The 26,250-nt window shown below is 63.7% G+C and carries 20 protein-coding genes; 16 read left to right on the top strand and 4 right to left on the bottom strand.

Annotated elements, in window-relative coordinates:
• The first annotated feature begins 60 nt into the window (after window positions 1-60).
• The 3 genes from groL to SFHG_RS10305 all read left to right on the top strand — a co-directional run bounded on the left by groL (window position 61) and on the right by SFHG_RS10305 (window position 3,897).
• Window positions 61-1,659, top strand: a complete 1,599-nt coding sequence (gene groL, locus SFHG_RS00540) for a chaperonin GroEL (RefSeq protein WP_042432184.1) — start codon at window positions 61-63, stop codon at window positions 1,657-1,659.
• Window positions 1,660-1,960: 301 nt separating this feature from the next.
• On the top strand, window positions 1,961-2,665 hold the full coding sequence (locus SFHG_RS00535; protein ID WP_042432182.1) for an SOS response-associated peptidase family protein: 705 nt from the start codon (window positions 1,961-1,963) through the stop codon (window positions 2,663-2,665).
• A 122-nt stretch (window positions 2,666-2,787) separates the two neighbouring features.
• Window positions 2,788-3,897 (top strand): HNH endonuclease, encoded by a 1,110-nt coding sequence (locus SFHG_RS10305; protein WP_081468853.1) that lies wholly within the window; start codon window positions 2,788-2,790, stop codon window positions 3,895-3,897.
• A gap of 149 nt (window positions 3,898-4,046) precedes the next feature.
• On the opposite strand, the gene SFHG_RS00525 is transcribed toward SFHG_RS10305, so the two are convergent.
• Window positions 4,047-5,210, bottom strand: coding sequence for a DNA/RNA non-specific endonuclease (locus SFHG_RS00525; RefSeq protein ID WP_052297735.1), 1,164 nt, complete (start codon window positions 5,208-5,210; stop codon window positions 4,047-4,049).
• A 59-nt stretch (window positions 5,211-5,269) separates the two neighbouring features.
• Between SFHG_RS00525 and SFHG_RS00520 the strand changes: the two genes are divergently transcribed.
• Together SFHG_RS00520 and SFHG_RS00515 are read left to right on the top strand one after the other, a co-directional pair.
• Window positions 5,270-7,453 (top strand): serine/threonine-protein kinase, encoded by a 2,184-nt coding sequence (locus SFHG_RS00520; RefSeq protein ID WP_042432180.1) that lies wholly within the window; start codon window positions 5,270-5,272, stop codon window positions 7,451-7,453.
• Window positions 7,454-7,551: 98 nt separating this feature from the next.
• On the top strand, window positions 7,552-8,448 hold the full coding sequence (locus tag SFHG_RS00515) for an acetamidase/formamidase family protein (protein WP_042432178.1): 897 nt from the start codon (window positions 7,552-7,554) through the stop codon (window positions 8,446-8,448).
• Window positions 8,449-8,585: 137 nt separating this feature from the next.
• Here SFHG_RS00515 and SFHG_RS00510 read toward each other — a convergent pair whose 3' ends face one another.
• Both SFHG_RS00510 and SFHG_RS00505 read right to left on the bottom strand, forming a co-directional pair.
• The gene (locus SFHG_RS00510; protein ID WP_042432175.1) at window positions 8,586-8,783 is read right to left on the bottom strand and encodes a DUF6724 family protein; all 198 of its coding nucleotides are present in this window, start codon (window positions 8,781-8,783) and stop codon (window positions 8,586-8,588) included.
• A 242-nt stretch (window positions 8,784-9,025) separates the two neighbouring features.
• A complete protein-coding gene (locus SFHG_RS00505) occupies window positions 9,026-11,890 on the bottom strand; it encodes a molybdopterin-dependent oxidoreductase (protein ID WP_162096549.1) in 2,865 nt (954 codons plus the stop codon).
• 195 nt (window positions 11,891-12,085) lie between these two features.
• Here SFHG_RS00505 and serS point away from each other — a divergent pair, with 195 nt between their 5' ends.
• The 11 genes from serS to SFHG_RS00445 all read left to right on the top strand — a co-directional run bounded on the left by serS (window position 12,086) and on the right by SFHG_RS00445 (window position 24,184).
• On the top strand, window positions 12,086-13,378 hold the full coding sequence (serS, locus tag SFHG_RS00500) for a serine--tRNA ligase (protein ID WP_042432170.1): 1,293 nt from the start codon (window positions 12,086-12,088) through the stop codon (window positions 13,376-13,378).
• A gap of 52 nt (window positions 13,379-13,430) precedes the next feature.
• Window positions 13,431-15,068 (top strand): hypothetical protein, encoded by a 1,638-nt coding sequence (locus tag SFHG_RS10025; RefSeq protein WP_052297734.1) that lies wholly within the window; start codon window positions 13,431-13,433, stop codon window positions 15,066-15,068.
• Between the two features lie 32 nt (window positions 15,069-15,100).
• Window positions 15,101-15,562 carry a cyanophycin synthetase family protein gene (locus SFHG_RS00485; protein WP_202898021.1) on the top strand — a complete coding sequence of 154 codons (462 nt, stop codon included), beginning with the start codon at window positions 15,101-15,103 and terminating at the stop codon, window positions 15,560-15,562.
• Window positions 15,563-15,592: 30 nt separating this feature from the next.
• The gene (locus SFHG_RS00480) at window positions 15,593-16,585 is read left to right on the top strand and encodes a D-alanine--D-alanine ligase family protein (RefSeq protein ID WP_052297733.1); all 993 of its coding nucleotides are present in this window, start codon (window positions 15,593-15,595) and stop codon (window positions 16,583-16,585) included.
• Between the two features lie 168 nt (window positions 16,586-16,753).
• Window positions 16,754-17,248 (top strand): YtxH domain-containing protein, encoded by a 495-nt coding sequence (locus tag SFHG_RS00475; RefSeq protein WP_042432167.1) that lies wholly within the window; start codon window positions 16,754-16,756, stop codon window positions 17,246-17,248.
• Window positions 17,249-17,336: 88 nt separating this feature from the next.
• Window positions 17,337-18,281 (top strand): PRC-barrel domain-containing protein, encoded by a 945-nt coding sequence (locus SFHG_RS00470; RefSeq protein ID WP_042432164.1) that lies wholly within the window; start codon window positions 17,337-17,339, stop codon window positions 18,279-18,281.
• Window positions 18,282-18,303: 22 nt separating this feature from the next.
• Complete coding sequence (locus SFHG_RS00465) at window positions 18,304-19,185, top strand: TVP38/TMEM64 family protein (protein WP_081468852.1); 882 nt, start codon at window positions 18,304-18,306, stop codon at window positions 19,183-19,185.
• A 10-nt stretch (window positions 19,186-19,195) separates the two neighbouring features.
• A complete protein-coding gene (locus SFHG_RS10020) occupies window positions 19,196-19,978 on the top strand; it encodes a TM2 domain-containing protein (protein ID WP_052297732.1) in 783 nt (260 codons plus the stop codon).
• A 421-nt stretch (window positions 19,979-20,399) separates the two neighbouring features.
• Window positions 20,400-21,350, top strand: coding sequence for a beta/alpha barrel domain-containing protein (locus SFHG_RS00455; protein WP_042432161.1), 951 nt, complete (start codon window positions 20,400-20,402; stop codon window positions 21,348-21,350).
• A gap of 269 nt (window positions 21,351-21,619) precedes the next feature.
• Window positions 21,620-22,348, top strand: coding sequence for a DUF8052 family protein (locus tag SFHG_RS00450; RefSeq protein WP_222859223.1), 729 nt, complete (start codon window positions 21,620-21,622; stop codon window positions 22,346-22,348).
• Window positions 22,349-22,378: 30 nt separating this feature from the next.
• Window positions 22,379-24,184: a carbon starvation CstA family protein gene (locus tag SFHG_RS00445; RefSeq protein WP_042432155.1), complete on the top strand. Its 1,806-nt coding sequence runs from the start codon at window positions 22,379-22,381 to the stop codon at window positions 24,182-24,184.
• Between the two features lie 277 nt (window positions 24,185-24,461).
• Here the strand turns inward: SFHG_RS00445 and SFHG_RS00440 are convergent, their stop codons facing one another.
• The gene (locus SFHG_RS00440) at window positions 24,462-26,096 is read right to left on the bottom strand and encodes a helix-turn-helix transcriptional regulator (RefSeq protein ID WP_042432152.1); all 1,635 of its coding nucleotides are present in this window, start codon (window positions 26,094-26,096) and stop codon (window positions 24,462-24,464) included.
• Between the last annotated feature and the right edge of the window lie 154 nt (window positions 26,097-26,250).

Here is a 26,250-nt window from a genome sequence, read left to right as displayed (position 1 = left end):
TGCTAACTTTCTTTGGTAGCAAATATCGTTATGCACGTGCTCAAGGAAGGGGCTCATAGCATGGCTAAGGAAATCGCATACGACAACGAGACGCGCGAGAAGCTTGCGACCGGTGTGGCGAAGCTGGCCGACGCGGTGCGCGTGACCATCGGCCCGAAGGGCCGCTACGTCGGCATCACCAAGAAGGGCGAGCGCCATCCCAACGTCTCCAACGACGGCGCTACCGTTGCCGCGCACGTGGGCGCATACGACCATGTGGAGAAGATGGGCCTGCAGGTGGTCCGCGAGGCTGCGACCGCCGCGAACAACGAGGCCGGCGACGGCACTTCCACGGCAACGCTGCTCGCCGATGCCATCGTGCGCGAGGGCGTGCGCTACGTTACCGCCGGCAACGACCCGCTGGCGCTGCGCCGCGGCATCCAGAAGGCCGCCGACGTCGCATCCGACGAGCTGCTGAAGGCCGCCACGCAGGTGACCACGCGCGAGCAGATGGCCGAGATCGCCACCGTTTCCTCGGGCGACCCCGAGATCGGCGCGAAGATTGCCGAGGCCCTGGACGAGATCGGCCAGGACGGCGTCATCTCCGTTGAGAAGTCCACCAAGTTCGGCATCGACCTGGAAGTCAAGAAGGGCATGCTGTTCGACCGCGGCTTCATCTCCCCGTACATGGCCGACGACATGGGTTCCATGACCGGCGAGCTGGAGCAGCCCTACATCCTGATCACCGACCAGCGCCTGGCAGACAACTTCAAGGACGTCGTGCCCGTGCTGGAGGAGGTCATGCAGTCCGGCCATCCGCTGCTCATCGTGGCCGATGACGTGCGCGGCGAGTCCCTGAACTCCCTGCTCATGAATCGCCAGAAGGGCACGCTCATCAGCGCAGCCGTCATGTGCCCCGGCGCCGAGGAGCGCCGCAAGGCCGAGCTGGAGGACATGGCCATCCTCACCGGCGGCGAGGTCATCTCCCCCGAGCGCGGCCTGTCGCTGGCCGATGCCAAGAAGAGCATGCTCGGCCGCGCCGCAAGCGTGCAGATCACGAAGAGCCGCACGCTCATCATCGGCGGCAAGGGCAAGCAGGAGGCCATCGAGAAGCGCTGCGAGGCCATCCGCAACGAGCTGAAGAACCCGCATTCCGACTACGAGCTGGACGTCATGCGCGAGCGCTTGGCGAAGCTGTCCGGCGGCATCGCCGTCATGAGCGTCGGTGCTGCAACCGAGACCGAGATGAACGAGATCCGCAGCCGCATCCAGGACGCCCTGCGCGCAACGCGCTCGGCCGCAAGCCAAGGCCTGCTCGCCGGCGGCGGCGTTGCCCTGATCCAGGCGTCCAAGGCGCTTGACCAGGTGGAAGTCGCCAACGAGGAGGAGCGCTTCGGCGTTGATATCCTGCGCAAGGCACTCGAGGAGCCCATGCGCGCGCTGTGCAGCAACGCCGGCTACAACGGCGACGTCGAGGTTGCCAAGGCGCTTGAGGCTCAGCCCGGCTTCGGCCTGGATTGCGAGACCGGCGAGTATGGCGACATGATCTCCATGGGCGTTGCCGACCCGGCCAAGGTCACCGTCACGGCCCTGCAGGCCGCCGCGTCCGTTGCCTCGCTCATCCTCATCACCAACTGCAGCATCACCGAGGCTGACAAGAAGGATAAGGAAGAGAAGTAACAGTCGCGCAAGCAGCTGCCGCGCTGATTGGGGAAGCGGTTCCCCAACGCGAAGCCTCGGCTTCGCCAGTCCTTTCAAATAGAGCACGCTGAACGGGAGCCCTACGGGGCTCCCGTTTTTTATACGGAACGCGAAATCGTATAAAGAAGCGCTCGAAAACGCGCGCTAAGTTATACGAATCCCGGTAATCGTATAAAGTAAATGAGATTCCAGGCCCCTTCTTTATACGAATCGCGAAAACGTATAACTAAGAGTTGATGGCGGCGGGGCGGACCCTAAGAAGAAGCAGGGGCGGTTCATCGTGTGCAGAAGGTTCACGGTCGTTACGTGGGATGAGGTTGCGGAAATTGTGCGCGAGCTGCAGGCGAATTCGCCTGTGAACGCGCAGCTCGATTGGCCTGCGCGTCCGATGGCTGGTGAAGCCGCGACGGCGCAGGTTGAGCCGGGTGAAGATGCGTTCCCTGGCGCGGGCGTTGACGTAATCGTCCGCGGTCCGGAAAGCAAGCTGGCTATTGAACGTTTGAACTGGGGATTCCCTGTTGAATGGCAGCAACGCCCCGTGTACAACACGCGCTTGGAAACGGCGATGGGGCCGAACCCGGGCATGTGGGAGCAACCGATTGCGCAGGGTCGCGGCATCGTGGTGACGGGCGGATTCTTCGAGGCGCATGCAACTCAAACGGTGCGCAGCCCGAAAACGGGGCGGCGAATCAAGCAGCAGTATCGTTTCGAAAGCGGCGAAGGTTCGCCGCTGCTGCTGGCGACGGTATGCGGTCAAGGCTGCTTCTCGGTGGTGACTACGCGCCCGAACGCCAACGTTGCTCTCGTGCACAACCGTATGCCCCTGGCGTTAACGCTCGCCGAGGCGCGTTGGTGGTTGCGCGCGCCGTGGCCCAGCCTGGTGGCCAACTGGCAAAAGCTAGCAAATCGCGAAGGGTTCGCGTTGACGGCGGCCCCGGAGCAACCGGCAGCCCCGGCAGCGCTTGGGCAGGGGACGTTGTTTTAAGGTGTGAGTCGTTTGGGGGGGTTGCGGGCTAGTTTTTTGCTGTTGCGCAACGGCTTTTCGCCTCGGCGTCTTCTGCCGAATTGGTTGTTGTCGAACGAAGCGGACGCTGGCAGAATTGCAGTATGGCTTCGAGAGATGCAAACATATCGACTAGGGTGGAAACAGCGGAGGTGCCGTTCCCTCTGGCGCGCATTGATGGTTCGATATGCGTTGACGACTTCCTCCCGTATACGAACTTATCGATCGAGCGTGCGTTACGTTTGATTCCTCTTGAGGATGATCCAGAAAGCCATCGCAACCTATATGCGTGGTTTATGAATGAAACTGGGAATGAAGGCATCCGATTCCATGGCAGTACATTGCCCGGAGTTCAATTCAAGCATGTGGCGCAACGTGGGATTCATGTGCCGAGTCGTCATAGGTATGCGGCAACGGTGACAGTTGCTTATAACAGCTTATACAGCGATAACAACGATGGTGCTCGAGTTGATTTAGGCGATGGAACGTGGATCTTGTATTACTCCGCCCATCAAAATAATTCCGGCGGTACGACCGATATGCACTGGAACCAAAAACTGGTGAATTGCCTGATGGACGGCGTTCCCGTTGGCGTGTTTCTTCAGCAGAACTCGTCGTCGAGTTCGTACCTGCGCTTTCTTGCATTCGTTGAGGAGTTCAATCCCGAGAACGAGTTGTTTACCTTGCATGGGCCCGTTACGCCGGAGACCGAGCATTTATTTGCCAGTGCGACTCTGCAAGCTGAAATGGGGGAGTCGGCAACGGTTGATGAGCATCTTCAAGCAGATGAGATACGCGATCCGGAAAGCATGGAAGAGGACCGCCGCCGTTTTTCCGTTGTTCGTCACATGGTGCGTCAAGGGCAGCAAGCGTTTAGAAAAGACCTGTTCAAGGCTTATGAAGGGCATTGCGCGGTTACGGGGTTCGACACGAACGAGGTGTTGCAAGCAGCGCACATCCTTGATTACCGCGGTACCCAAAGCAATATTGTGGAGAACGGCATTTTGCTGCGATCTGATATTCACTTGCTATTTGACAGCTATTTGCTGGGCATTAACCCTGCCTCGATGCGCCTGGAGGCAAGTCCGCGGATTTCGGACGGGCAGTACGCAGATCTCGATGGCAAGAAGTTGTTTCTGCCTAAAGAGAAAGCCTTGCGTCCGAACGAGAATTTCCTTATCGCGAAATATAAACGTTTCAAGTGTTGCGTTTGATCCTGATAGAGTGTCGTGGCATTCCTCTTAGTTGAAGCTGAATGCCACGACACTTTGCCTTTTTGCCATTTCGCTAGCGATTTTGCCCTGTTGCAATCCATTGATGATCGGACTGATTGCTCCGGCTCTCAAGGCCTTTCCGTATTAGCTCACGGTTTGCAGATGCCGCAGGGGGAGTAGCCTCGGGCTATGAGTTGGTCGCGGGTGCCGGTGAAGTCTTGCTTGTTTGCGTTTGAGATGTCGCTGGCGGCGGAGCAGTCGGGCTTGTGGAATTTCTTGTTCTTCACGTTCAAGATGTAGTCCTGCTGCTCGGACGCGCCTTGGCTGCTGGCTTTGTTGCTGCCGGCTCCATCGGCATCGCTGGTGTTGCTCTCGCTGCCGGCCCCGCCGGCGCCGCTCCCGCTGCTACTCTCGCCGTCGGCTTTACTCCCGTTGGCGCTTCCCGCTGCTGCCTTGTCCGCTCGTGCGGCTGCTGCGGTGGTGATGGTGGCGCTGCCTTTGCTGGTGACCTGCGGGGTTTCGGACGATTCCCAGCTTTCGCCGGTCACGTAGTCGATGGCAACGCCCGGTTCCACGTTGTACACGAACACGTTGAACTGGATGGTCTCGCCGTTGTCCTCGACGGACTTCGCTTCCATCTGAACCCCGCGCGCCACCAGGTCGTTTGCGGCGAACAGCGGGGTGACGCGGTAGAGCACGTGGTTGCCCGTGCTGCGCACATAGTCGCCCACCAGCTCCTCGTAATACAGCATGCCCACCGCGTTGAACGTGCGCGTGCCCGTGATCAGGTTCTTCTCGTTGGCATTTTCTCCGCATAGCTGGTGCGCGATCAGGTGGCTGCGGTTGTACAGCATGCCGTCGTCGACGAAGCTGTATTTGCGCTGCACCCACCCGCTTGGGTGTACCTGCGAAATGTCGCCGCGCTTCTCGTTGCATACGGTGTCGGGTCCGATGCGTGCGAAAGCGGTGCCGCAGCGGCCTTCGAAATCTAGGTCGCTGAACTGCGTGAACGTTCCGCGCACCTCGTCCTGCGCCGTAAACCCGGGCATGCCATGGTTGATATCGATGCACAGCGCGCCGGTATACGCAGGGATGTCGGCGATGGTCGCCTGCGCGGATCGCGCGTCGCCGGAGTCGCCGTACGTGCCGGCGTTTCCGTCTGAGCTGCTGATGGAGCTGCCGGATTCAGCGGCGTTATCGCCGATGCTGACGGTACAGCCCGTTGCGGGAAGTGCGAACGAGAACGCCAGCGCCAGGGCGGCTAATGCTGCGGCGATGCGCTGGGGAAGCGAAAGCGTGCGGTTATCTTTCAACGGCGGCCTTTCTGTTGTTGCTTAGGCTGCCGATTGTAGCGAATGGATTTGATGTACCTATGGCGCGCAAGTGCCTGCAATATAATGTGCGCATGACTAAAACGCAGCTGATACTCAATCGATACAAGCCCCTTGCCAAGGCGGGGGCCGGCGGCTTCGGCACGGTGCAGGTGGCATGGGATACGCGCATCCAGCGCAAGGTGGCCATCAAGTGCATCCCCTTGTCCGAGGCCGAGTTGTTGCGCGCCGCTCTCCCCGGGGCAGATGCGCTCGATATTTCTCCTGATGAACATGGCGAAAGCTCGGCTGGTTCTCAAAGCTTCGGCGTAACAGGCGCGCATACGGCGGGTTCTGCGGCATCTTCGGCGACCGCCATCGATCCGGCGGACGTTCCCCCTTGGGAAGATTTGCCCGAGGAAGCGGGTTTTGCGGGGGTCGAGGATGCTGGGGTCCCCGACGGCTCCGATGCGTCGGCGGAGCCGGCGAGCGCTCCCGCCCGTGAAGTTGGGCCCCGCTTTGCGGGATTCGATTCTGCGGACCCGCCGAGCGCCGATTCGTTCCCTAACCAGCTTTTGCCCGGTCAGTCGGTCAGCCTGACGAATGCGGTCGACCCTGCCAGCCGCCCGCTGGTGCGCACGCTCTCGCGCATCCCCGGATTGGACGAGGCCCGTACGGCGGCCATGCTGTCGGACCCGAGCATCGTCGCGGTGTACGACTTCGAGATCCAGGATTCCACGGCGTACCTGATCATGGAATATGTCGAAGGCATGACGCTCACCGAGCTGTTGCGCGACCATGACGATCGGCTGACGCTCGATGTGGTCGCCGCCGTGTTCGAGGCGGTGGCGCATGCGCTTGAGGTGGCGCATGAGAACGGCGTGCTGCATCTGGACATCAAGCCCGACAATATCCTCATCAACGCATCGGGCCAGGTGAAGGTGACTGATTTCGGTCTGGCGACCTTGGCGGACGCGCAGGGATTCGGCGTGGCTGGCGGCGGCACCATCGGCTACATGCCGCTTGAGCAGATGCGCCAGGAGAACCTTGACGCGCGTTGCGACGAGTGGGCGCTCGCATCGGTGACGTACGAGATGCTGGCGGGTGAGAACCCTTTCTTGGCGCCGAACCTGTTCCAGGCGCAGGAAGCTATCGAGGACGGCGAGCTGGTGCTGCCGTCGCTGTGCTGGGACAACCTCGACCCGGCCGCGGACGACCCCATCTTCTACGCTTTGGACCCTGAGCGCGAGGAACGCTACGAGTCGGTGGCGGATTTCGCGGAGGAGCTTTCGCCGTTTTTGGGCGATCCGGCGAAGGGTCGCGCGGAGCTGGCCGACATCGTGGCCGGTCCGGAGGAGGAAGAGGAGCCTGAGCCGCAGCCTCGCGAGCCGGGCATCCCGTTGCGCGATCGCATCACCCCCGAGCTGGTGTTCTTCGGCTCGCATGCGTGTGGCGCGGCGGGGTCGGCGCTGCTGGCGTTTTTGTCGCTGCAGAACATCTCGCAGACCGAAGGGTTTGCCAACCCCCTGTTCTGGGGGTTGCTGCTGCTCATCGCGCTTGCCGGCGCGCTTCGCCCTCATCTGGGAGCGCTGTTGGGGTTCGTCTCCCTGTCGGCCATGCTGGTGATGTGCGGCGTGCCTGCCGCGGGATGCGTGCTGCTGGCGGGCACCGGCGTATGGTGGTGGTACCTGGGCCGCGCGGGCAACGCGACCGCGAACGCCGCGCTGGCGACGCCGCTTGCCGGCGCGATCGGGTTGGGGCCGCTCGGCCCGTTGGCGGCGGGTTTTGCGCTGCGCCCGGTTGCGGCGATGGCGACCGCGGCGTTCCAAGTGCTATGCGGGTTCATGCTGGCAGGCTTGGGAAGCGCCTCGTTCATGGGGTGGGATATGCTTGCTACCTGGCATTTCTCGGCGGCGGCGTTTGCAAGCGATGCGGTGATCGACCGGATGGCGGCCATGCTGTTGGAACCGGGCACGTGGATCATGACGGCGAGCTGGGTGCTTGCGGCGGGTGCGTGCGCCCTGCTGCGTTGGCGCCCCACGCGGCTGTTCGCGTCCTTCGGCGTACTGGCGGGCTCGGCGGTGCTGGTGGCCGGGTTCGTTTTGGCGGCGATTTGCGGGGCCCCTTCCGCATCCGCCTTCACCGATCCTGCCGATGCGGCTTCGTTGGTCGTTTCCGCGGGCATTATGCTGTTCGCCGCCTATCTTCTGCCCGACCCCGAGTATTATGACGAGAGCGACGAATAGCTTTCGCCCTTGACGTTAGGACGAAGCGGCGTTGCGGGATAACGCAAGAACGGCCGACGGCGCGGTGCCGCGGCCTTACATGAATAGGAAGGAAACCTATGATCGAGCTTAACGACGATAAGACGTTGTTCTTCTTCGACCGCGATCTTGAGCCGGTGCTGACCGTGAAGTCCGGTGAGACGGTGCGCATCCGCACGAAGGACTGCTTCAGCAACCAACTGACCGGCCCTCAGGACACCATGGACGATCTGGACTGGGACGCCGTCAACCCGGCAACCGGCCCGGTGTTCGTCGAGGGCGCGAAGGCGGGCGGCGCGCTGAAGGTGCGCATCGACAACATCGAGTTCGATGAGCAGACCTGCTCCGCTACTGGCCAGGACGAGGGCGTGTGCGGCAACCGCTTCACCGAGTGGGCCACGCATTACTGCAAGATCCAGGGCAACACGCTGGCCTGGGATGAGCGTCTGAACATCCCGCTGCGCCCCATGATCGGCGTCATCGGCGTGGCTCCCGAGGGCGAGCCGGTGAACTGCGGCACGCCGGGCAGCCACGGCGGCAACATGGACAACACGGCGATCACCACCGGCGCCACGCTGTACTTCCCCGTGGCGGTCGACGGTGCGCTGTTCGGCTGCGGCGACATGCACGCGGCCATGGGCGACGGCGAGGTCAGCGTCTCCGGCGCCGAGGTTGCGGGCTACGCCACCGTCACGCTGACGGCCATGCCCGAGCTGAAGCTGGTGAACCCGCTGATCGAGAACGACACGCATTTCGGCATCATCGTGTCCGCGGAATCGCTGGATGCGGCCGCTGAGCTGGCCGTTCAGCAGATGGTCGACCTGCTGGCTTCTCGCACGAACGAGTCCGAGGCCGACCTGGTCATGCTGCTGTCGCTGGTCGCCGACGTGCAGGTGTGCCAGATGGTGGACCCGCAGAAGACGGTGCGTTTCATGGTGCCGAAGTACGTGCTGGATGCCATCGGCTTCGCGCTGTAGCTTCAAAACGGGAAACGAAGAGCCCGCAAGCGCCGTGCTTGCGGGCTCTTTTGCGTTCGGGCAAAAAAGAAACCGCCCCGCGTATTGGCGTTGCGGGGCGGTTCGGCGGCAGGTGTGAGTGAGTGGCCGCCGCGTGGTTATTCCGAGTCTTCCTCGTCGTCATCGTCGAAGAAGGACCAGTCGTCCTTGCCCTTCGGGCGGTCGACGAATGTTTTGCGGGTGCGACGTTCCATGATGATGCATGCGATAAGGCTGATGACAAGACCCGCACCGATCATAATGCCCATGCCGGCATATGTCTCGAAAAGAAAGTGGTACAGGCCGATCCAATCCATGCTGTTCCTAACGGTTCGTTCGCAAGCGCTCGAAGGCGCGTATTACAAAGCCAAAGTATACTACACCGTTTCCGATCCGGTCGCGCCAAGAACGAAGAACAACCGACGATTAGCAACAAACCGCAAGAGTCTGAAGGCCTCGAGGGCCTGACGGTCGGACGGTTTGGTCGGACGTAGGACTAAGCGTCCGAACCGTCAGGCAGGGTGGACGGTTCCTGACGGATGGCCTCCGTCCCCGGGTGTCAGGGTTTGCGAAGGCGGCACCAGCAGGTGTGTTGGGGATTGCCGAACGCTAGCGGCGAGGGGCGGCTGGTAGTGAGTGTGTTGACGCAGCCGCCGATGTCGACGGGGTAGGCGGTGCGGGCGCTGGTGGCCCCGGGTGCGTTTTGCGTGCCGCGGCTTTCCGCTTGCCACCAGGCTCCTTGCGGCATGACGATGGTTCCGGCGATCACGTCTTCGGTGACGTGCGCGGGAAGGCGCAGCGTGCCGAAACGGTTCGACGCCTCCACCAGGTCGCCGGTTGCGATGCCCCGTGCGTCGGCGTCCGCGGGGTTGATCGAGATGACCTGCGGCACGCGCCGCGAAACGGCGGGCACGTTGCCCCATGACGAATGGATGCGCGCGACGCTATGGAAGCCGAACACGCGAAGCGGCTGGTCGCAGGCGGGTTCGGTGTTTGATTCGCTTTTGCGACCGTTTGCGGGAAGTTCGGCGTCCGATTCGCATTCCCGGCCGCCTGCGGGAAGGAATGCGACCGATTCGCATCCGTGGCCGTCCGCGCGCAGCTCAGCGTCCGGTTCCTGCGCCCCGTCGGTTGCGGGCCGTTCAACGGCGAACTCCGCTGGGCCCCATTCGGGTACGTAGGTGGGGATGGGCGTGACGGCGCCCTCGTCGGGCGTGTCGCGTAGCGTTTCGGCAGCGGCGGCAAGTAGTTCGCTGAACAGCTCGATCTTGCCCGACGGCGTGTCCAGCGGATGCGCATCGGGGTCGTGTCGCCAATCGGCTAGCGCTACGAACGGCTCGGCGCGGTCGGCCCGCCAGGCGAGCCCATCCTCGAGCAGCCGGTCGAACGTTGGCAACCCGGTGCTACGATCGCGGTCGCCCTCATACAGACGACGGATCCATTCGCCTTCTGTGCGCCCTTCGGTGAACGCGTTTTCGATTTCCCAGCGTTTCGCCAGCTCAACGCACGTGTTCCAGGCGCCGCGACGCTCGAAGCGCGCGCCCAGCTCCCCGGTGCTGACAGCGATGCGCCGGCCCCGGGTGTCGGCATCCATCGCGCTTTCCTGCTCCATGCGGAACAAGTCGGGTAGCACGATGTCGGCGTAGCGTGCGGAATCGGTGAACTCCACGTCCACGTTCAGGATGAACTCGCACTTCGAAGGGTCGCCCAGCACGCGGTGCGCGCGATTGACATCGCCGTGCTGGTTGGTCAGGCAGTTGCCGCCGTGGCAGATGATCGCCTTGATGCTGCTGGGAAGGTGTGCGGCGCTATCTTGATGTTGTACGGAATCTGTTGCACGTTTGCCAGGGGAAGATTGCTCTGGCTTCCCTTCCGCTGCGAAGACGGATCCCCCCGCATTAACGTAACCCGCTTCTGGCAGCCCGCGAACGCCTTCGCGTGTGCCCAGCGATTCCCCGTTCTCGATGGCATCGAGGAACCGATACGCCGGGATGCGGAAGGGAACAGGATTCTTACCTGCGGAAACACGCGTGAGGAAGCCGCCGCCCCAGGCGATGTTCATGCCGTTGTTCGTGCCGGGCAGGCCAACTTGGCCGAGCGCCGCTGCCAGCATCATGATCATGCCGCTGGTCATCTCGCCGTTGCTGCGACGCTGCGGACCCCAGCCCTGCATGATGAACACGGGCCGTGCAGTGGCAAGCTGCGCGGCCAGTTCGCGGATGTCGTCCGCGGGGATGCCGGTGATCGCCGCGGCCCACGCGGGCGTTTTCGCCACATGTTCGTAGCCGGTGCCGCGCAGGTAATCCATTACGGAAAGACCAAGGCCGCGCCGACGTTCGGGTAGCGTCTTGTCGGTGAACCCGATGCAGCGCTCGCGCAGGAAATCCCAGTCCAGCGCGTTGTGCGTGAACGCCAGCTCATGCAAAAGCGCCGCCGCCAGCGCGCCGTCGGTCCCAGGGTTGATGGGCAACCAGGAAACGGTTTTCCCGCCTGGCGCGGCATCGGCTGATAGCGCGCCGCCGCTAGCGGGTGCCGCTGGCCGTCCCTTGTGCGTGCTGCTGCCTGTCAGCGATGCGTCGCAAACCGCCGACGCCTGCCCCTCGCGCTCGCTGCTCGCGGACTTCTTGCGCTTGGGAATGGAGCCGTTGCGGCGGGGGTCCACCATCACGATGCGCCCGTCGCGTTCGCCCACCTGCTCGACTACGCGGTCCCAGGCGCCGTGCCAGGTGGCGCGGCCCGTCCCCGTTTCCGCTGGCGAAGCGCCGAACACCAGCACGAGCCGCGCATCGGCGGCGGCGTCGAGCTCGCTGCCGCCAGGGTAGAGCGCGCCGGGCCCGTATATGCTGCGCACCATGGCGTTGATCTGCGGATTCGAATAGTTGTTGTAGTGGTCGAGGAAGCCGCCGAAGCAGTTCATCAACCGCTCGAACGGGTCGGCCGTGGTGCATGATTGCCCGGTGGTGTAAGCCAGGTAGATGGACTCGCTGCCGTGCTCGCGGCGGATGCGGGCCAGTCGGTCGGCTATTTCGTCAAGCGCTTCGTCCCAAGTCACGCGCTCGAATTGCGCGGAGCCGCGCGGCCCGACGCGGCGAAGGGGCCACATAAGGCGGTCGGGGCTGTTCGCCCACGCGCGCATGGACAGCCCGCGGTGGCACGCGGGGGCGGCCTTGTTCGCCGACACGCGCGCAAGCTCGCCGTCGCGCAGGTGCAGCTCAAGCGGGCAGCGACCCGGGCAGTCGATGGCGCAAAACGCCGGCGTGCGGGTTTCGGCGGGGAAAACGGCCCCGGTTTGCGACTTGGCTTGCGCTCCGGTTTCCCCTGCAGCGCCTTCTACGGCTGCCTCGGCAGCTTCGCTTCCGAAAGCGGAATCGACCGGCTCCACCTTGCGGAACAGCCGGTCGGCTATGTTCGTGATCGTTTTCATGTCCCCATTATCGCCGGCGCCCTTCGCGCGCTGCTGCATGAGCTTGTTATTGCGCTGTTATCACATAGCTGCGATCCCTGCGCCTTCGCATGCCGCTCCCGTGAAGGCTCCTCATCGCCCACGCCGCACGCGCGTTCGCTGCGCTATACTGGGAAACTGCTCTACTACAACCGATTTATAGAAGGGGAGCGCGCAATGCTAGATCTTAAGTTCGTTCGCGAAAACCAGGAAGCCGTCGCCCAGGCGATGAAGAACCGTCATGCTTCATGGGACGCGTCGCGCTTCTCCGAACTTGACGAAGCCCGTCGTGCCGCCATCACCGAGGAGGAGGCCCTGCAGGCCGAGCGCAACGCCACGTCCAAGAGCATCGGCCAGATGATGGCCGCCGGCGAGAAGGACAAGGCCGAGGCCGCCAAGGAGCGCGTCCGCGAGATCAACGACCAGCTGGCCGCCGTCTCCGCCAAGCGCGAGGCCGCCGATTCCGAGCTGCACGACATCCTGCTGCGCACGCCGAACATGCCGGCCGACACCACCCCCGTGGGCGATGACGAGAACGACAACCCCGAGGTGCGCCGCTGGGGCACCCCGCGCGACTTCGAGGCCGAGGGCATCCAGATGAAGCCGCACTGGGACCTGGGCGCCGACCTGCACATGCTCGAGCCCGAGCGTGCCGTGAAGCTGGCTGCCAGCCGCTTCGTCCTGCTGCGCGGCCAGGCCGCACGCCTGGAGCGCGCCATCATCAACTTCATGGCCGACACGCACACCAGCCGCGGCTACACCGAGTGGTGGTGCCCGGCCATGGCCAACGCCGACACGCTGACCGGCACCGGCCAGCTGCCCAAGTTCGAGGACGACCTGTTCAAAACTCGTGAGGGCCTCTACCTGATCCCCACGGCCGAGGTGCAGCTGACCAACATCCACTCCGGCGAGGTGCTCGAGGCCTCTGACCTGCCGCTTCACTACTGCGCGTTCACCCCGTGCTTCCGCGAGGAGGCCGGCAGCGCCGGTCGCGACACGCGCGGCCTCATCCGCGTGCACCAGTTCGACAAGGTGGAGATGGTCAAGTACGCCAAGCCCGAGGAAAGCTACGACGAGCTGGAGTCCATGGTCAACGACGCCGAGAACATCTTGCAGCTGCTGGGCCTGCCGTATCGCGTGATCAGCCTGTGCACCGGCGACATCGGGTTCTCCGCCGCCAAGACCTACGACCTGGAGGTCTGGCTGCCCAGCTACGGCGCCTACAAGGAGATCAGCTCCTGCTCCAACTGCGTCGACTTCCAGGCGCGTCGTGCGAACATCAAGTACCGCGACCCCGAGAACTTCAAGGGCTCGCGCTACGTCCACACTCTCAACGGCTCCGGCCTGGCGGTGGGCCGCACCATGGCCGCCATCATGGAGAACTACCAGCAGGCAGACGGCACCATCAAGGTCCCCGAGGTGCTGGTCCCCTACATGGGCGGCGTCGAGGTCATCGGTGACCAGGCGTAAAGCCGGCGCGGCATTCTGAAGGAAAACTGCACGTAGATAAGGTATTTTGCACGTGGTAACGAAACGAAAGCCACCGAAGCAGAATAACGAACAGGGCGCGCCGGGCAAACCGGCGCGCCCTTCCGTTAAGGGCAAGGCGATCGCCCGTCCCGAGGCGCGTCCCGAGGCGGCTGCGGCGGGGTCGAACGACGCCGCCGCGAGCGCGGCGAAGCAGGCCGGCGCCCAGGTGGCGGCACCGGGCAAGCCCAAGCGGCGCATCGCCATGCCGCAAAGCTCGACGCGCCTGAAGCAGAACCAGGCGGCGAACCAGGCCGCCCCAGCTCAGGCTGGGGAAACGGGTGCATCGCAATCTGCGCGGCAGCCCGCCCCGCGGCCTGTGGGGTCTTCCGCTGCGCAGCCTGCCGGGCCCTCTGCGGGATCTTCTTCCCCGCAAACCGCCCCGCAGCCTGCCAGGCCTTCGGTCTCGCAACCGTCGAGGCCTTCCGTGACGAAACGCGGAACCGGCAAGCCGACGAAGGCGCGCAAGCCGTTGAACGTCCCTTCGGTGCAGCCGGGCGGTGACGGGAACGCCCCGGCGTCTGCGTCCGGGGAATCCGCTGCGCCTGCCGAGCAGGCCTCCACGGCGGAAGGCAAAGGCGCCGCGCTGAAGCGCCGTCTGAAGCGCTTCTCGGTCGCAAAGGCCGAGAAAACCGCTTCCGATCAGGCGAAGCAGATGGAGGGGGCCGTCTCCGAGGCCGATGCCGAGCAAGCGAAGGACGCCGCTCGCGCCGCCATTGCAGGTGAGGCCGCTAAACGCAGGCTGGAGCGCCGGCAGCGCATGCTCAAGCGCGCCGGAGAAGGCGAAGGCGCCGATGCTGCAGGTCAGGGCGTTGCCGAAGGCGATGTCGCGCAAGGCGGGGAAGCCGGAGAGGGATCCCAGGCCGGCGAAACGGCGCGCAAGCTCCCGTTCAACTTGTCCGAGCTGCACCTGACCTGGCCCGTTGTCGCCGTGTTGGTGGCGATTGCCGTGGTGGTGGTCACGGTGGGCTCGTTCTCGTGGGGTCGCTGGCTTCGCTATGACGACGCCGCCGACTTCCAAGGCGCGTGGTACGCGAACGGTACAACGTCCCTGGTCACGGTCGATGGCCAGGAGATCCATCTGACCAGCGACGTCGCTTACGGCTACACGCTCGACACGGGGGCGAAGACCATCACGTTCACGTTCGGGGACCTGCAGGGGCAGGGGCGCTACCGCTTCTCCGCCGACCGCAGCGAGCTGGTCATCACCGACGGCGACGGGTTCTCGTTCTGGGGCAACCTGTTCAGCGATATCGGCTGGCAGTTCGGCCAGCTCATTACCGGGTTGCAGGGCAAGGAAGCCCCGCGCGAGGAGGCCGTCGACGGCGTGACGGTGCTCGATCGCACGCCGGGTGAAGGCGCCGTGGCGGCGCCGGCAAGCTCGGCCCCGGCCCAGGACGCCGACGCGTCCTCCGCGGACGACGCGCCGGGCAACGCGGGCAACGGCGAAGCTTCCGATGGCGAAACCGCTGACGGCGAAGCTGCCGGCGCGGATGCGACGGGCGATTCCGCCGATGGCTCCAGAGGCTCCGGTTCGCAAGAGTTCACCGGCGCGGTGGCCGAAGGCGGCATCGAATCGGCGGGCAGCAACGCGGTGACCCTCGAGCAGCTGAAAAACGGGTCGTTGCGATGATGCATGACGGTGTCTGCGCGGGCGGGGACGCTTTGACGGACCCCGTCCGTGTCGAGTGCATGGAGGTGCGGCGCGGGCACTTGGTGTGCCGGGTGGCGTTCGGCGCCGCCCCGCGCGTCACCTCGCCCCAGCTGATGTCGCGCGTGCTGGCCATGGTCCCCACGTTGGCGCAGCATGCCTGCGTCAACGAGCGCGGCACCACGTTCGCCGCGGTCATGGACTGCACCCCGCTGCCGCATTTGTTGGAACATCTAGTGGTTGACCTGCAAGTTCGTGCGGAATCGGGGCAGTGGTTCACGCTGCCCGGTGCCGCTCCGAGCGTGTCGCCCCATGTGGCGGGCACAATGCACGATCGCCCCATCGTGGGCACCAGCGAATGGCTGGACGAGGCGGCGGGCATCGCCCGCATAGACGTGAGCTTCGCCGACGACTTGGTGGCCCTAAGGGCCATGCGGGATTCCGTGGCGTTTCTCAACAAGCTGTTGTGCGGGTAACGCGCAACATACAGGGAAAGGAGGCCCGAAATGGGCTTGAAGATAGCGGTGATCGCAGGCGGCGCGTTCGAGGCCGAGCGCTCGCTTGCCGCGGCGAACGACGTGATGGCGGCGCTGAAAGAGGCCGAGCACGAACCCGAGCTGTTCCAGGCGGACGGCTCCCTCATCGACGATCTGCTGCGCGCGCAGCCCGATGCGGCCATCAGCTGCCTGCGCGGCGGTGACGGCGAATCCGGCGACATCCAGGACGCGCTCTCCGCGATCGGCCTGCCGTGCGTTGGCAGCAGCGCGGCGGTGTGCCGCCTCGCCTACGACAAGGCGGCGCTCGCCGAGGCGCTCCAGGCGTACCACAACCTCACGGAGGACCTGGTCACGGCAACGGTTCCGCAAACGTTGACGCTTTCGCGCCGCGCGTTCGAGCTGTGGGGCATGGAAGCGGCGCTTTCCCAGGTGGAAAGCCGTTTTCCTGTCAGCTTCCCGCTGTGTGTGAAGCCTGCGTCCGGCAGCTCCGCCCATGGCGTTTCCCGCGTCGAGGACGCCGAACAGCTGGCAGAGGCGCTGCGCGAGGCGTTGAAGATCTGCGAGCGGGCGCTCGTGCAGCCGTGGGCCGAGGGCGTGCAGCTGAGCGTGCCCGTCATCGGCACGGGTTGGAACGCCTTCGCGCTGCCCCCAGTGGAGATCGTGGCGAAGGAGGGCTGGTACGACGCCGCGGCGCGACAGGCCTCTGACGCCGTCGAGCTGCACGTTCCCGTGCGCAACGCGTCGCTGTCCCCGAGCGAGGCCGATGCCCAGGCCATCCGTGCCGAGATCGAGCGCGCGGTGCTGGAAACCTATCGCGCTCTGGGCATGCGCGACTGCGGCTGCATCGACCTGATCTGGGATGGCGCGCAGGCCATCATCTTGGAAGCCGTGGCGAACCCGTGCTTCTCCGCCGAGGCCCCGTTCGCGCAGGCGGCCAAAGCCGCGGGCCTTACGTTGCCCAATCTTCTCAATGAGCTGGTCGAAAGCGCGTTGGACGCGTAAATCGGCAGATAACGGGGGCCTTTGCGGCCCCCGAGCTTTATCCGGGCTCTTCGCAATCTAACAAGTAGGCAACCTTTTTCTGCAGGTATTGGAAAGTCGGCAAGTCCTTGTTGGCTTGCTCGTATAATGGCAGCACAGATGATCGTCCCGCATATTTAGGAGGCCGTGATGAGCAACAAACTTGGTATCTTTCTCGCAGGTGGAGCCGTTGGTGCCGTGGCGGCTTTGCTGTGCGCTCCCCGTACGGGCCAGGAAGCCCGCACCATGGTTGCCGAAAAGGTGAACGAGGCCTGGGGTCAGGCGCAGAACATCAGCGCCGACGCCGGCGTGAACGCCCAGCAGGTGTATCAGAGCGCTGCCGTCCGCGGCCAGGAGGTCGTCTCTTCCGTGCAGGCCAAAGGCCAGGAAGTGGCCGGTCAGGCCGCTGCCCGCGTGCAGGAGGTGGCCAGCAACCTGAAGCCGTCCTTCACTCAGGACAACGACGAGCTGCGTGACAAGATCGAAGCTGCGCGCCAGCGCATCGCTTCCCAGGTGGCCAAGAACGCCGAGGAAACCGGTCAGGCAACCGAGCAGGTCGTCGAGGCCGTGGCCGAGGCCGTCGAGCCCGCTGCGGAAGCGGTCGCCGAGGCAGCTGAGCAGGCCGAGGAGCCGAAGGCCGAATAGCATCCTATTCCAATCGTGATACCGAAGCGGCGTGTCCGGCCTTAGGCAGGTTTCGGCGCGCCGCTTCATGCTGTATAAGGGGATTTCCATGGCAAGCAAACTCATCACCACCCATGAGCTGACCGGCACGCGCGTTCTGGGCGGCAAGAAGGGCACGAAGCGCATCGGCAAGATCCGCCGCTTCGTGTTCCACCCGAAGGAGAAACGCGTCATCGGCTTCGTGGTGAAGCGCCCCGACCTGCTATGGATGTTCCATCGCGCCGACGTGTTCGTCCCCATCGACGGCTACGACCTGGTGGACGGCCGCGTCATCATCCGCCCCGATGCCGCCGCAAGCGGCAAGGCCTATTGCAAGAAAGAAGGCCTGAACTGGGACGACTGCGTGCTGTGGGTGGGCCTTCCCGTTATGAGCGAGGACGGCGAGTCCTACGGCATCGTGGGCAACGTCACGTTCAACCGCCTCACGGGCACGGTGGATTGCTTCGAAACCGACAACGGCGCAACATCGAACGCCCTGCTGGGCAAGCGCACCATCCCCGCCGACATGGTGCGCGGCTTCAAGCGCGGCATGGGCGCCGCGCTGGCCAACATGGGCGCCGAGGGTATGGAGGGCGAAGAGGTGCAGCTTGGCGCTATGCTCGTCTCCCCCCAGGTGGCGAACCTGAACAGCGAGGGCGGCGTGGCCGAGAAGGCCGGCGCTGCAACCGCCGTCGCCGTCGACAAGGTGCAAACCACCGTCGACAAGGCGAAACCCGTGGTCAGCAAGGCGGCCGCCGCAACCGGCGAGGCGGTCAACAAGGGCGCGTACGCCACGGGCAAGCAGATCAGCAAGTCCAAGCACATGTTCCAGGACTTCAAAGCCGAATATGACAAGGCCGTGGCTCCGTCGGATGGGCAGAAGAAGGTCGCTTCCGCAAACAAGGCATCTTCTTCGAGCAAGGCCTCGAGCACCAAGAAGAAGGCCGCCCCGAAAAAGAAGAACATGTTCGCCGCGTTCAAAGACGAGTACGACAAGGCACGAAACGGCGACTAAGCCGGAAAGCGAAGTGGGCTAATTGAAGCGCAAGGAAGCAAGAGCGCAATCGAACACCCGCAAAAGGGGCGCCGTCAAGCGCAAGAACAAGGCGGCCCGTAAGAAGAAGCGCGAGCAAAGGCAGCATCAGGGTCTTCGCGAGCGCGCGCATGAGCGCAAGGAAGAGCTGCAACAGAAAGCAAACGAGGAAACGCAGGTGCGCGGCAGGCCTGTGCGCCGCGGCGATATCTTCAAGATCGTGGGCCTGGCGGCGTTCGTCGGCATTGTAAGCCTGGTCAGCTGGTTGGTGTGGCCCTACATCCACATGATGTTCGAGCCCGGCGGCATCGACCAGGTCATCGACAGCGTACGCAACGCCGGTCCCATGGGCTTCCTCATCTTGCTGGCGCTGCAGTTCCTGCAGATCGTGGTGGCGTTCATCCCCGGCGAGGCCACACAGATGGCCGCCGGCATGCTCTACGGTCCTTGGATAGGCGGCCTGGTCATCTTGCTGGGCAGCATCTTGTCGAGTGCGTTCGTGTTCATGGTGGTGCACCGCTTGGGCGCGCCGTTCGTGAAGGATATGGTGTCCGAGAAGTGGATGGATAAGTTCGATCGTTTCGAGCGGTCCGGCAAGCTGGAGCTCATCGTGTTCGTGCTGTTCCTCATCCCCGGTATGCCGAAGGACATCTTCACGTACCTGGTGCCGTTGACCGATATGCGCATGCGCACGTTCCTGCTGCTGTCCAACATCGGCCGCATCCCGGGCATCCTGGTCTCCACGTATGCGGCAAGCGGCCTGGTTGATGGAAACGTGTGGCAGAGCATCGTCATGCTCGCGGTGCTGGCTGTGGTCGCGGTGGTGTGCGTGATCTTCCGCGAGCAGCTGATGGGCGTGGTCGAGAAGTTGGGGAAGAAAAGGTAAAGGAAACGCTATGGATTCGATGAACGAACGCAGCGCAGCCGACGAGCTTGCCGCCGCCGAGGCGCAGTTGAAGGCCGCACAGGAACGCCTCGACGCAGCACGTCTGCGCATGGCGTCCGAACAACCGCAGCCATACGCGCAGCCTGCGGACGCGCCCGTTGATTCGCAGGGGGCGCAATCGCAGCCGCAGCCGTATGCTCAGGCGCAGCAGGCGTCGTATGCCGCTCAGCCTGCTCAGCCGGCATCGTTTGGCTCGCAACCGCAGCCTCAGCAGCCGACTCCGCCAGCCACCGCTTGGCAGCCCGATGCGCAACAGGCGCAGGGCCAGCCCTACGTGCAGCAACCCGGCGCCCAGCAGCCGGCCCAGCCGTACGCCGCGCCCCAGCAAGGGTCGCCGTACGCGCAACCTCAGCCGCAAGCGCAGGCGACCCAGCAGCCGTATGGGGCGCAGCCAGGCTACGGGTCCGTGCCGCCGCAGAACCCGTACGGTCAGCAGGCGCAATACGGGTACCAACAGCCCTACGTCGCGCCCGCGGTCGGCGAAAAGGACCATGTGGCGGCAGGCTTGCTCGCGCTGTTCCTAGGCTGGCTCGGCGTGCACAAGTTCTACCTGGGCTACAACACCTCGGGCTTCATCATGCTGGGCACGTCCATCTTGGGCGGCATCCTCACGTTGTCGGTGGCTTCATGGGCCATTTGGGTCATCGCCATCGTCGAGGGCATCTTCTATCTATCGAAGTCCCAAACCGAATTCGAGCAGATGTACGTCATCAACAAACGAGAATGGTTCTAACTGTTCCGCTTGCCTGTCGGCAAGCGGACTTACTCGACGTTGCGGGGCCCTGCGGCACGCCGTCTCGCCCTTCAGCTGCGCAGGCATGGCCCAAAGGCCAATGCCTGCTTGCTTCAGGGCGATACGACGCACCGCAGGGCCCCTCGCTGACTTTGCTGGCATCCCGGAGGTTTTTGGTTTCTATCTCGGGAGCTTTGCTTTCTATCCCCTGAGGTTGCTGGGGGAGGGCCTATGCCGGGTACCCTTGCGCCTGGCGTCCTCAGCGGTGGGAAAGCTCCGGCGAGTGGCCGCTTGCCGAGCTGGTCGCGGCTTTTTTCCGTGGATAGGCGCGGCGGGGTTGCCGCTTCGTTAAAATGAACCCAGACATGCGGCGCGTGCTGCGCCGTTTTCTTGGAACTTGCATCCTATAAGGAGGAACATCATGCCCAAGATCACTCGCGACCAGGTGAAGGTACCTGCCGACGTCCTGGCGGACGTCCGCGAGACGTACGTCGACAACTACATGAAGGCAACCCGTGGCACGGGCCGTCTCATGCTGTTCGCGTGCGACCAGAAGGTTGAGCACCTGAACAAGGACTTCTACGGCGAGGGCATCGACATCGCCGATGCCGAGCCGGAGCACCTCTTCAAGATCGGCGATCAGGGCGTGTGCGGCGTTTTGGCTGGCCAGCGTGGTCTTATCGCGCAGTATGCCGCCGATTACCCCAACATCAACTACCTGGTGAAGATGAACTCCAAGACCAACCTGGTCAAGACCGCCCAGGAAGATCCGTACAGCCCGCAGCTGTACGACCTGGAGGCCGTGCTCGCCATGCGCGACAACGGCGTGAACATCGTGGGCCTGGGCTACACCATTTACCTGGGCAGCGAGTACGAGTCCACCATGCTGGCCGAGGCCGGCGAGCTCATCGCCGCCGCCCACGCCAACGGCCTGCTGGTCGTGCTGTGGATCTACCCGCGCGGCAAGGCCGTCACCGCTGAGAAGGACCCGGACCTGATCGCCGGCGCCGCCGGCGTCGCGCTGTGCCTGGGCGCCGACTTCGTGAAGGTCAACCCGCCCAAGCCCGAGGGCGACGACAAGCGCACGGCCGCCGAGGCCCTGAAGGTCGCCTCCATGGCAGCAGGCCGCACGGGCCTGGTTTGCGCCGGCGGTTCCACCGTTGATGCCGAGACGTTCCTGACCCAGCTGCACGACCAGATCCACGTGGGCGGCGCAGACGGCAACGCCACCGGCCGCAACATCCACCAGCGCAGCCTGGACGAGGCTGTCCGCCTGACCAAGGCCATCAGCGCCATCACGCTGGCCGACTATACCGTTGCCGATGCCCTGAAGGTGTTCAACGGCGAGGCCGACTTCGCTTGGGAGGACTAACAGTCCCGCCTAATCGAAGGCAAAACCGATAACGTTGTCGCAAGCATCCCTGCCGAATCGGCACAGCTTGCGGGCAGGTGGGCCGTTGGCCCCCGACAACGGATAACCAAACGCCCGGAAGGTTCGCCTTCCGGGCGTTTTTGCGTTCACCGGGTTTTGTGCATATGCGCAAAACCCTTCGATTCCCAATGTTTGCCATGAATGCTTTTCATCATTATTTTGGAAAACGTGTACCTTTTCAGTCTTTAAAATCCTACCAAAGCACTACAATGAAAAAGCACGCAAGACGCGGAGCTAGGCAAGATGCTGAAGGAGTTTGCGGGTTTTTGAGCGATCGAACGGCTATTCAGACAGGTGTCAAAGGCACCGGCCATCCAGTCGAACAGACGGATGCTTCGGGAAAATCCAGGCGCAAGGCGGAGGAACAGGCCGCCGTGCGCGTTGGGGAGCCAGCCCTTCGGTCCGAGGAGCAACCCTCCCGGGCAAAGGACGAAAAACACTTGGTGCTGAAGCGTATTCTCGCTGCACACGAGCAATGGTTCGATGTGCGACGGGGATACGAGTACGCCGGTCGCACCTTCCCCGGGTATGCCGAGTTCCATTCCTATGGCGAAAAGTATGTGCTGGTCAAAAGCGCGAAGCTATGGGAAGTCGACACGCATGAGTATCTGTTCTTCGTCCTCGCCGATGCCTTGGACGAAACTCAGGTGCGCGATCTTGTGTCGTTCATGGAACACGATGGGCTCAAAAAGGTGGTTCCTAAGCCGAACCATATGTCCTCGGCCATATCCCTGGTGATCGTTGCGGATTCCTGCACCCAGGAAGCGGCGAAGGCGGTGCGCAAAACGCGCTTCCGCAAGAACTTCGCCCTGGGCATCCGCGGCTGGGCCGACCTTCGGGTGGCCGTCGCCGACCTCTCTGCGAACCGCGTGATAACGAACGCGGCGGGCAAGCAGCTGAAAACCACGTTGGAGGCCAACCTGCTGCCGCGTTCCTAGCAACGGAAACGCAAAACAGAAGAGGGTTCCATGAACGCATTGCTTATCCTCCTTGTTGCTGCGGTCATCTTGGTCATCGGCTATATCTTCTATGGCGGATGGCTGGCGAAGCAATGGGGGGTCGATCCCAAGAATCCGACTCCGGCGCACGAACTGGAAGACGGCGTTGACTACGTTCCCGCGCCGCCGTACGTGGTGCTGGGTCATCATTTCTCGTCCATCGCCGGCGCCGGCCCCATCAACGGCCCCATCCAGGCGGCCGTGTTCGGCTGGGTGCCCGTGCTGCTGTGGGTGCTCATCGGCGGCATCTTCTTCGGTGCCATGCACGACTTCGGCAGTTTGTTCGCGTCGCTGCGCCATAAGGGCCAGACGCTGGCCGTCGTGGTCGCGGAGAACATCGACAACACGGCGAAGAAGCTGTTCTGCATCTTCGCGTACCTGACGTTGCTGCTGGTGGTGGCCGCGTTCGCCTCCATCGTGGCGAACACGTTCGCCGTGGTACCCGATCTGGACGGCACGAAGGCGGCCACGAACCTGGCCAACCAGCAGACGGCCATGATCTCGGTGATCTTCATCGGCGTCGCCGTCGTCTACGGCATCCTCACGCGCGGCCGCAACATCCCCGGCCCGGTGAACATCGCCTCCGCCATCGTGCTGATCGTCATCATGGTGGCCATCGGCTACAACCTGCCGCTCATGGGCATCTCCCTGTCGCTGGATTACAACACGTGGATGATCATCCTGGGCGTGTACATCCTGATCGCATCGGTCGCTCCCGTGTGGATCCTGCTGCAGCCCCGCGACTACCTGTCCAGCTACCTGCTGTACGGCATGATCTTGCTGGCCGTCATCGGCATCGTGGGCGCATCCCTTATGGGCGCCGCCTCGAACCTGCAGATCCCTGCGTTCACCGGCTTCGTCGCCACGAACGCCGCGTTCGATGCCTCCACGGGCCAGGCCCTCGTCGACCAGGCCGGCAAGGCCATCACGAACAAGGCCGCCGCATCGGGATTCCTGTTCCCGGCGCTGTTCATCACCATCGCCTGCGGCGCCATCTCCGGCTTTCACAGCCTGGTCGCTTCCGGTACCACGTCCAAGCAGCTGGATAGGGAAGCGGAAGCGCAGCCCATCGGCTACGGCGGCATGCTCATCGAGTGCCTGCTGGCGGTCATCTCGCTGTGCGCCGTCGGCTTCGTGTGGAGCAAGTACGCCGCGGGCGGCTATGCCTCCCCGACCGCCGTCTTCGCCGACGGCCTGTCCCAGATGCTCGCATGCATCCCCGGCCTGGCCGACGTGCAGGGCTTGGCATATGCGCTGCTCATCCTGGCCGTTTCCGCGTTCTGCCTGACCTCGCTCGACACTGCCACCCGCCTGGCCCGCTACATGTTCCAGGAGCTGTGGACCCCCGTCGATGTGAAGCACGAGGACCTGACGGGCGTGCGCAAGGTCATGACGAATCCCTATGTCGCCACTATCATCACCGTGGTCATCGGCGTGTTCCTGGGCATGACCGGCTACACCATCATCTGGCCGCTGTTCGGTGCCGCCAACCAGCTGCTGGCCGCCCTGGCGCTGCTGGCCGTGTGCGCATGGCTGGGCAACGCGGGCCGCAACAACAAGATGTTCTTCGTGCCCATGGGCTTCATGCTGGCGGCCACGCTCACGTCGCTGGGCATCACGTTCTATCAGAAGACCCTGCTCATCATGAAGGGCGGCGACATCTTCGCCCCCGCCGTGCAGGCGCTGCTGGCTGTGCTGCTGTTCGTGCTGGCCGTGGTGCTGGCCGTCAAGGGAGTGAAGACCATCGTGGCAACTGCCAAGCGCAACGCCGCCTAAGCCGGTGCTTCACTAAAGGGAAGTCGCGCGACTGCGCCTTTTGAGATTCAAAACCCCGTCGCAACATCGGTTGCGGCGGGGTTTTCGCGTGTTATGGGATGTCTGCGCCGTTCGGGGTGAGAAGGACTGCCCGCGGTGGGGAAGTGGGCGCACGGTTTCGCGGGGTTTTGCCGGCTGATGACGTAGCCTCCTGGCGACCCTCGTTGGCGCGAAGGCTTTGCGTGCGGGCCGGGCCGGGCGAAGGGGCGGGTGCGGAGACGTGGCCGAGCGGAGGGCGCTACTCCCAGAACAGTTTCGTGAGGCCGACGCGGGATTGCGTGCCGGTTTTCTGATACAGCGAGGTCAGGTGCCGTTGGAGCACGCGCAGGGAGATGCCCATGTCCGCGGCCACATGCTTGAGCGGGCGCTCGTCGGCGGTGACGGCGGCAAGCACCTCGGTCTCGCGCGGCGTGAGCGAGAAACGGCCGGCGAAATCCGCAAGGTGCGCTTCGGGGTCGATGGCGGCATCGTCTACGGAAGGCGCGGCGCCGGGTGCCGGGCCTTCCGCGGCTTCCGGCACATGATCGGTTGCTGACGATTTGACGGGCATGTCGCCATTGGCGATGCCATGTGCGGCTTCGCTGGCAACAGGCGTGCGCTTGCTTGTTGCCGCTTGACCTGGCGTGATGTTGCCGGCGGAGCCGGGGGGGGCGCCGGCTTGCTTTCCGGCACGTCCTCCGGTTTCGCCACCCCTCGGGCGCGGGTTTAAATCAAGCATGCCGGCGGCGAAGAGCAGCGCGTTGATGCCGATGATCAGGGGGATCAGCAGCACGACAACGGCTATGGGGCTCGTCAGGTTGATCGCCAGCAGCGCGGGTGCGCCGATCGCGATGGCGGTCACGTTGTTGAGCGCTCGTCCCATGCTGCACCACAGGTCGGGTGCGCGCAGGAACTGCGCTATCCAGACGAACACCGCGGTATAGAACGTCATGAACACGCCCGAGCCCAGGAAGTAGACGACCTCTCCGACAACGTACGGCCCGCCTGCCTCCACCCCGAGCATTGCGCCGACCGAGAGCAGCATCATCCAGAACATGGCGATGCCCAGGTAACGCGCCCGGTGCAGGTCGAATAACACGCCGCCGGCGAAGCCTCCGACTGCCATCAGAACGCGCGGCGTGATGTTGGTGTATTGGCTGGTCCAGGGCGAGCCAATGTCTATAAAGGTGTAGAGCGTGTTGAACAGCACGGAGAAAAGCAGCACCAAGGCGAAAATCACGATGACGGCGGTGCGAGGGGTCATATGATCGAGGCGCCATCCGGCGAACTTGCTGCTTTCGAGGCGCTTGCCTTTGCGCTGTTCCCGCTGTGCGGAAAATTCTGCAAGCGCGGATCGGGGTGGCCATATGCGCGCGTTGATCACGCCGAGGGCGATGATGCTCGCGGAAAGCACGACGGCCTCGACCAGATGGTTCGATGTGAATTCGAGCAGGGGGATTTGCGCGAGCACGCCAAGCGCGTGGCTGCTGCCGATCAACGTTGCGAACCGCGCGATGCTGCGCGACCTCACGCACGTTGCCCAGTACACGGTGGCGCCGGCAAGCCCGATAAGGAAGAACCCGACCGCGCCCATGCATGCGATCACCAGCGGCGACGACGCGAAAACGACGCCGACAAGGGATGCGACCCCAAGGACGGTGACGGTCCCCATGAACACAGGCCGGCCCTTTTCGCCGACAAGACGGTTATTAAGGGGAAAAGCCAGCAGGCCCAGGGCGCTGGCACCCTGAATAGGGAACTGCGAAAGGAAGGGGCCATGCCCTCCAGGTTGAGCTAGGTTGGCTTGGAAGAACAGCGTCGACTCAAGGAATACGAAGAAGAACAACGCAAGTGCGCAAAACAGCAGTCTATTTTCGCGTTTCACGTTGCCCATCGCGCTCCTCCTTCCAGGCGTGTCTATGCCCTTTTCTTTATTGTATCCCGTGTTGCGTTTCCTTCGTTTTTCAATTTCTCCCAGATGGCTAACTTTGGCCGCGAGTTCTCGGGGAGCGTTTGTAGTTTGGCCGTATTGTCCATGGGGGTCGTTT

This window comes from Senegalimassilia anaerobia JC110 (assembly GCF_000236865.1).
GTDB lineage: Bacteria > Actinomycetota > Coriobacteriia > Coriobacteriales > Eggerthellaceae > Senegalimassilia > Senegalimassilia anaerobia.
The sequence above is the reverse complement of the archived record's forward strand: the minus strand, read 5'-3'. Positions and strand labels throughout refer to the sequence as shown.

Bases quoted from the DNA above. Each gene is read 5' to 3' on its own strand.
- groL (WP_042432184.1), top strand. From the start codon at position 61: ATGGCTAAGGAAATCGCATACGACAACGAGACGCGCGAGAAGCTTGCG.
- SFHG_RS10305 (WP_081468853.1), top strand. From the start codon at position 2,788: ATGGCTTCGAGAGATGCAAACATATCGACTAGGGTGGAAACAGCGGAG.
- SFHG_RS00520 (WP_042432180.1), top strand. From the start codon at position 5,270: ATGGCGCGCAAGTGCCTGCAATATAATGTGCGCATGACTAAAACGCAG.
- SFHG_RS00515 (WP_042432178.1), top strand. From the start codon at position 7,552: ATGATCGAGCTTAACGACGATAAGACGTTGTTCTTCTTCGACCGCGAT.
- SFHG_RS00510 (WP_042432175.1), bottom strand. From the start codon at position 8,783: ATGGATTGGATCGGCCTGTACCACTTTCTTTTCGAGACATATGCCGGC.
- SFHG_RS00505 (WP_162096549.1), bottom strand. From the start codon at position 11,890: ATGAAAACGATCACGAACATAGCCGACCGGCTGTTCCGCAAGGTGGAG.
- serS (WP_042432170.1), top strand. From the start codon at position 12,086: ATGCTAGATCTTAAGTTCGTTCGCGAAAACCAGGAAGCCGTCGCCCAG.
- SFHG_RS00480 (WP_052297733.1), top strand. From the start codon at position 15,593: ATGGGCTTGAAGATAGCGGTGATCGCAGGCGGCGCGTTCGAGGCCGAG.
- SFHG_RS00475 (WP_042432167.1), top strand. From the start codon at position 16,754: ATGAGCAACAAACTTGGTATCTTTCTCGCAGGTGGAGCCGTTGGTGCC.
- SFHG_RS00470 (WP_042432164.1), top strand. From the start codon at position 17,337: ATGGCAAGCAAACTCATCACCACCCATGAGCTGACCGGCACGCGCGTT.
- SFHG_RS10020 (WP_052297732.1), top strand. From the start codon at position 19,196: ATGGATTCGATGAACGAACGCAGCGCAGCCGACGAGCTTGCCGCCGCC.
- SFHG_RS00455 (WP_042432161.1), top strand. From the start codon at position 20,400: ATGCCCAAGATCACTCGCGACCAGGTGAAGGTACCTGCCGACGTCCTG.
- SFHG_RS00450 (WP_222859223.1), top strand. From the start codon at position 21,620: ATGAAAAAGCACGCAAGACGCGGAGCTAGGCAAGATGCTGAAGGAGTT.
- SFHG_RS00445 (WP_042432155.1), top strand. From the start codon at position 22,379: ATGAACGCATTGCTTATCCTCCTTGTTGCTGCGGTCATCTTGGTCATC.
- SFHG_RS00440 (WP_042432152.1), bottom strand. From the start codon at position 26,096: ATGGGCAACGTGAAACGCGAAAATAGACTGCTGTTTTGCGCACTTGCG.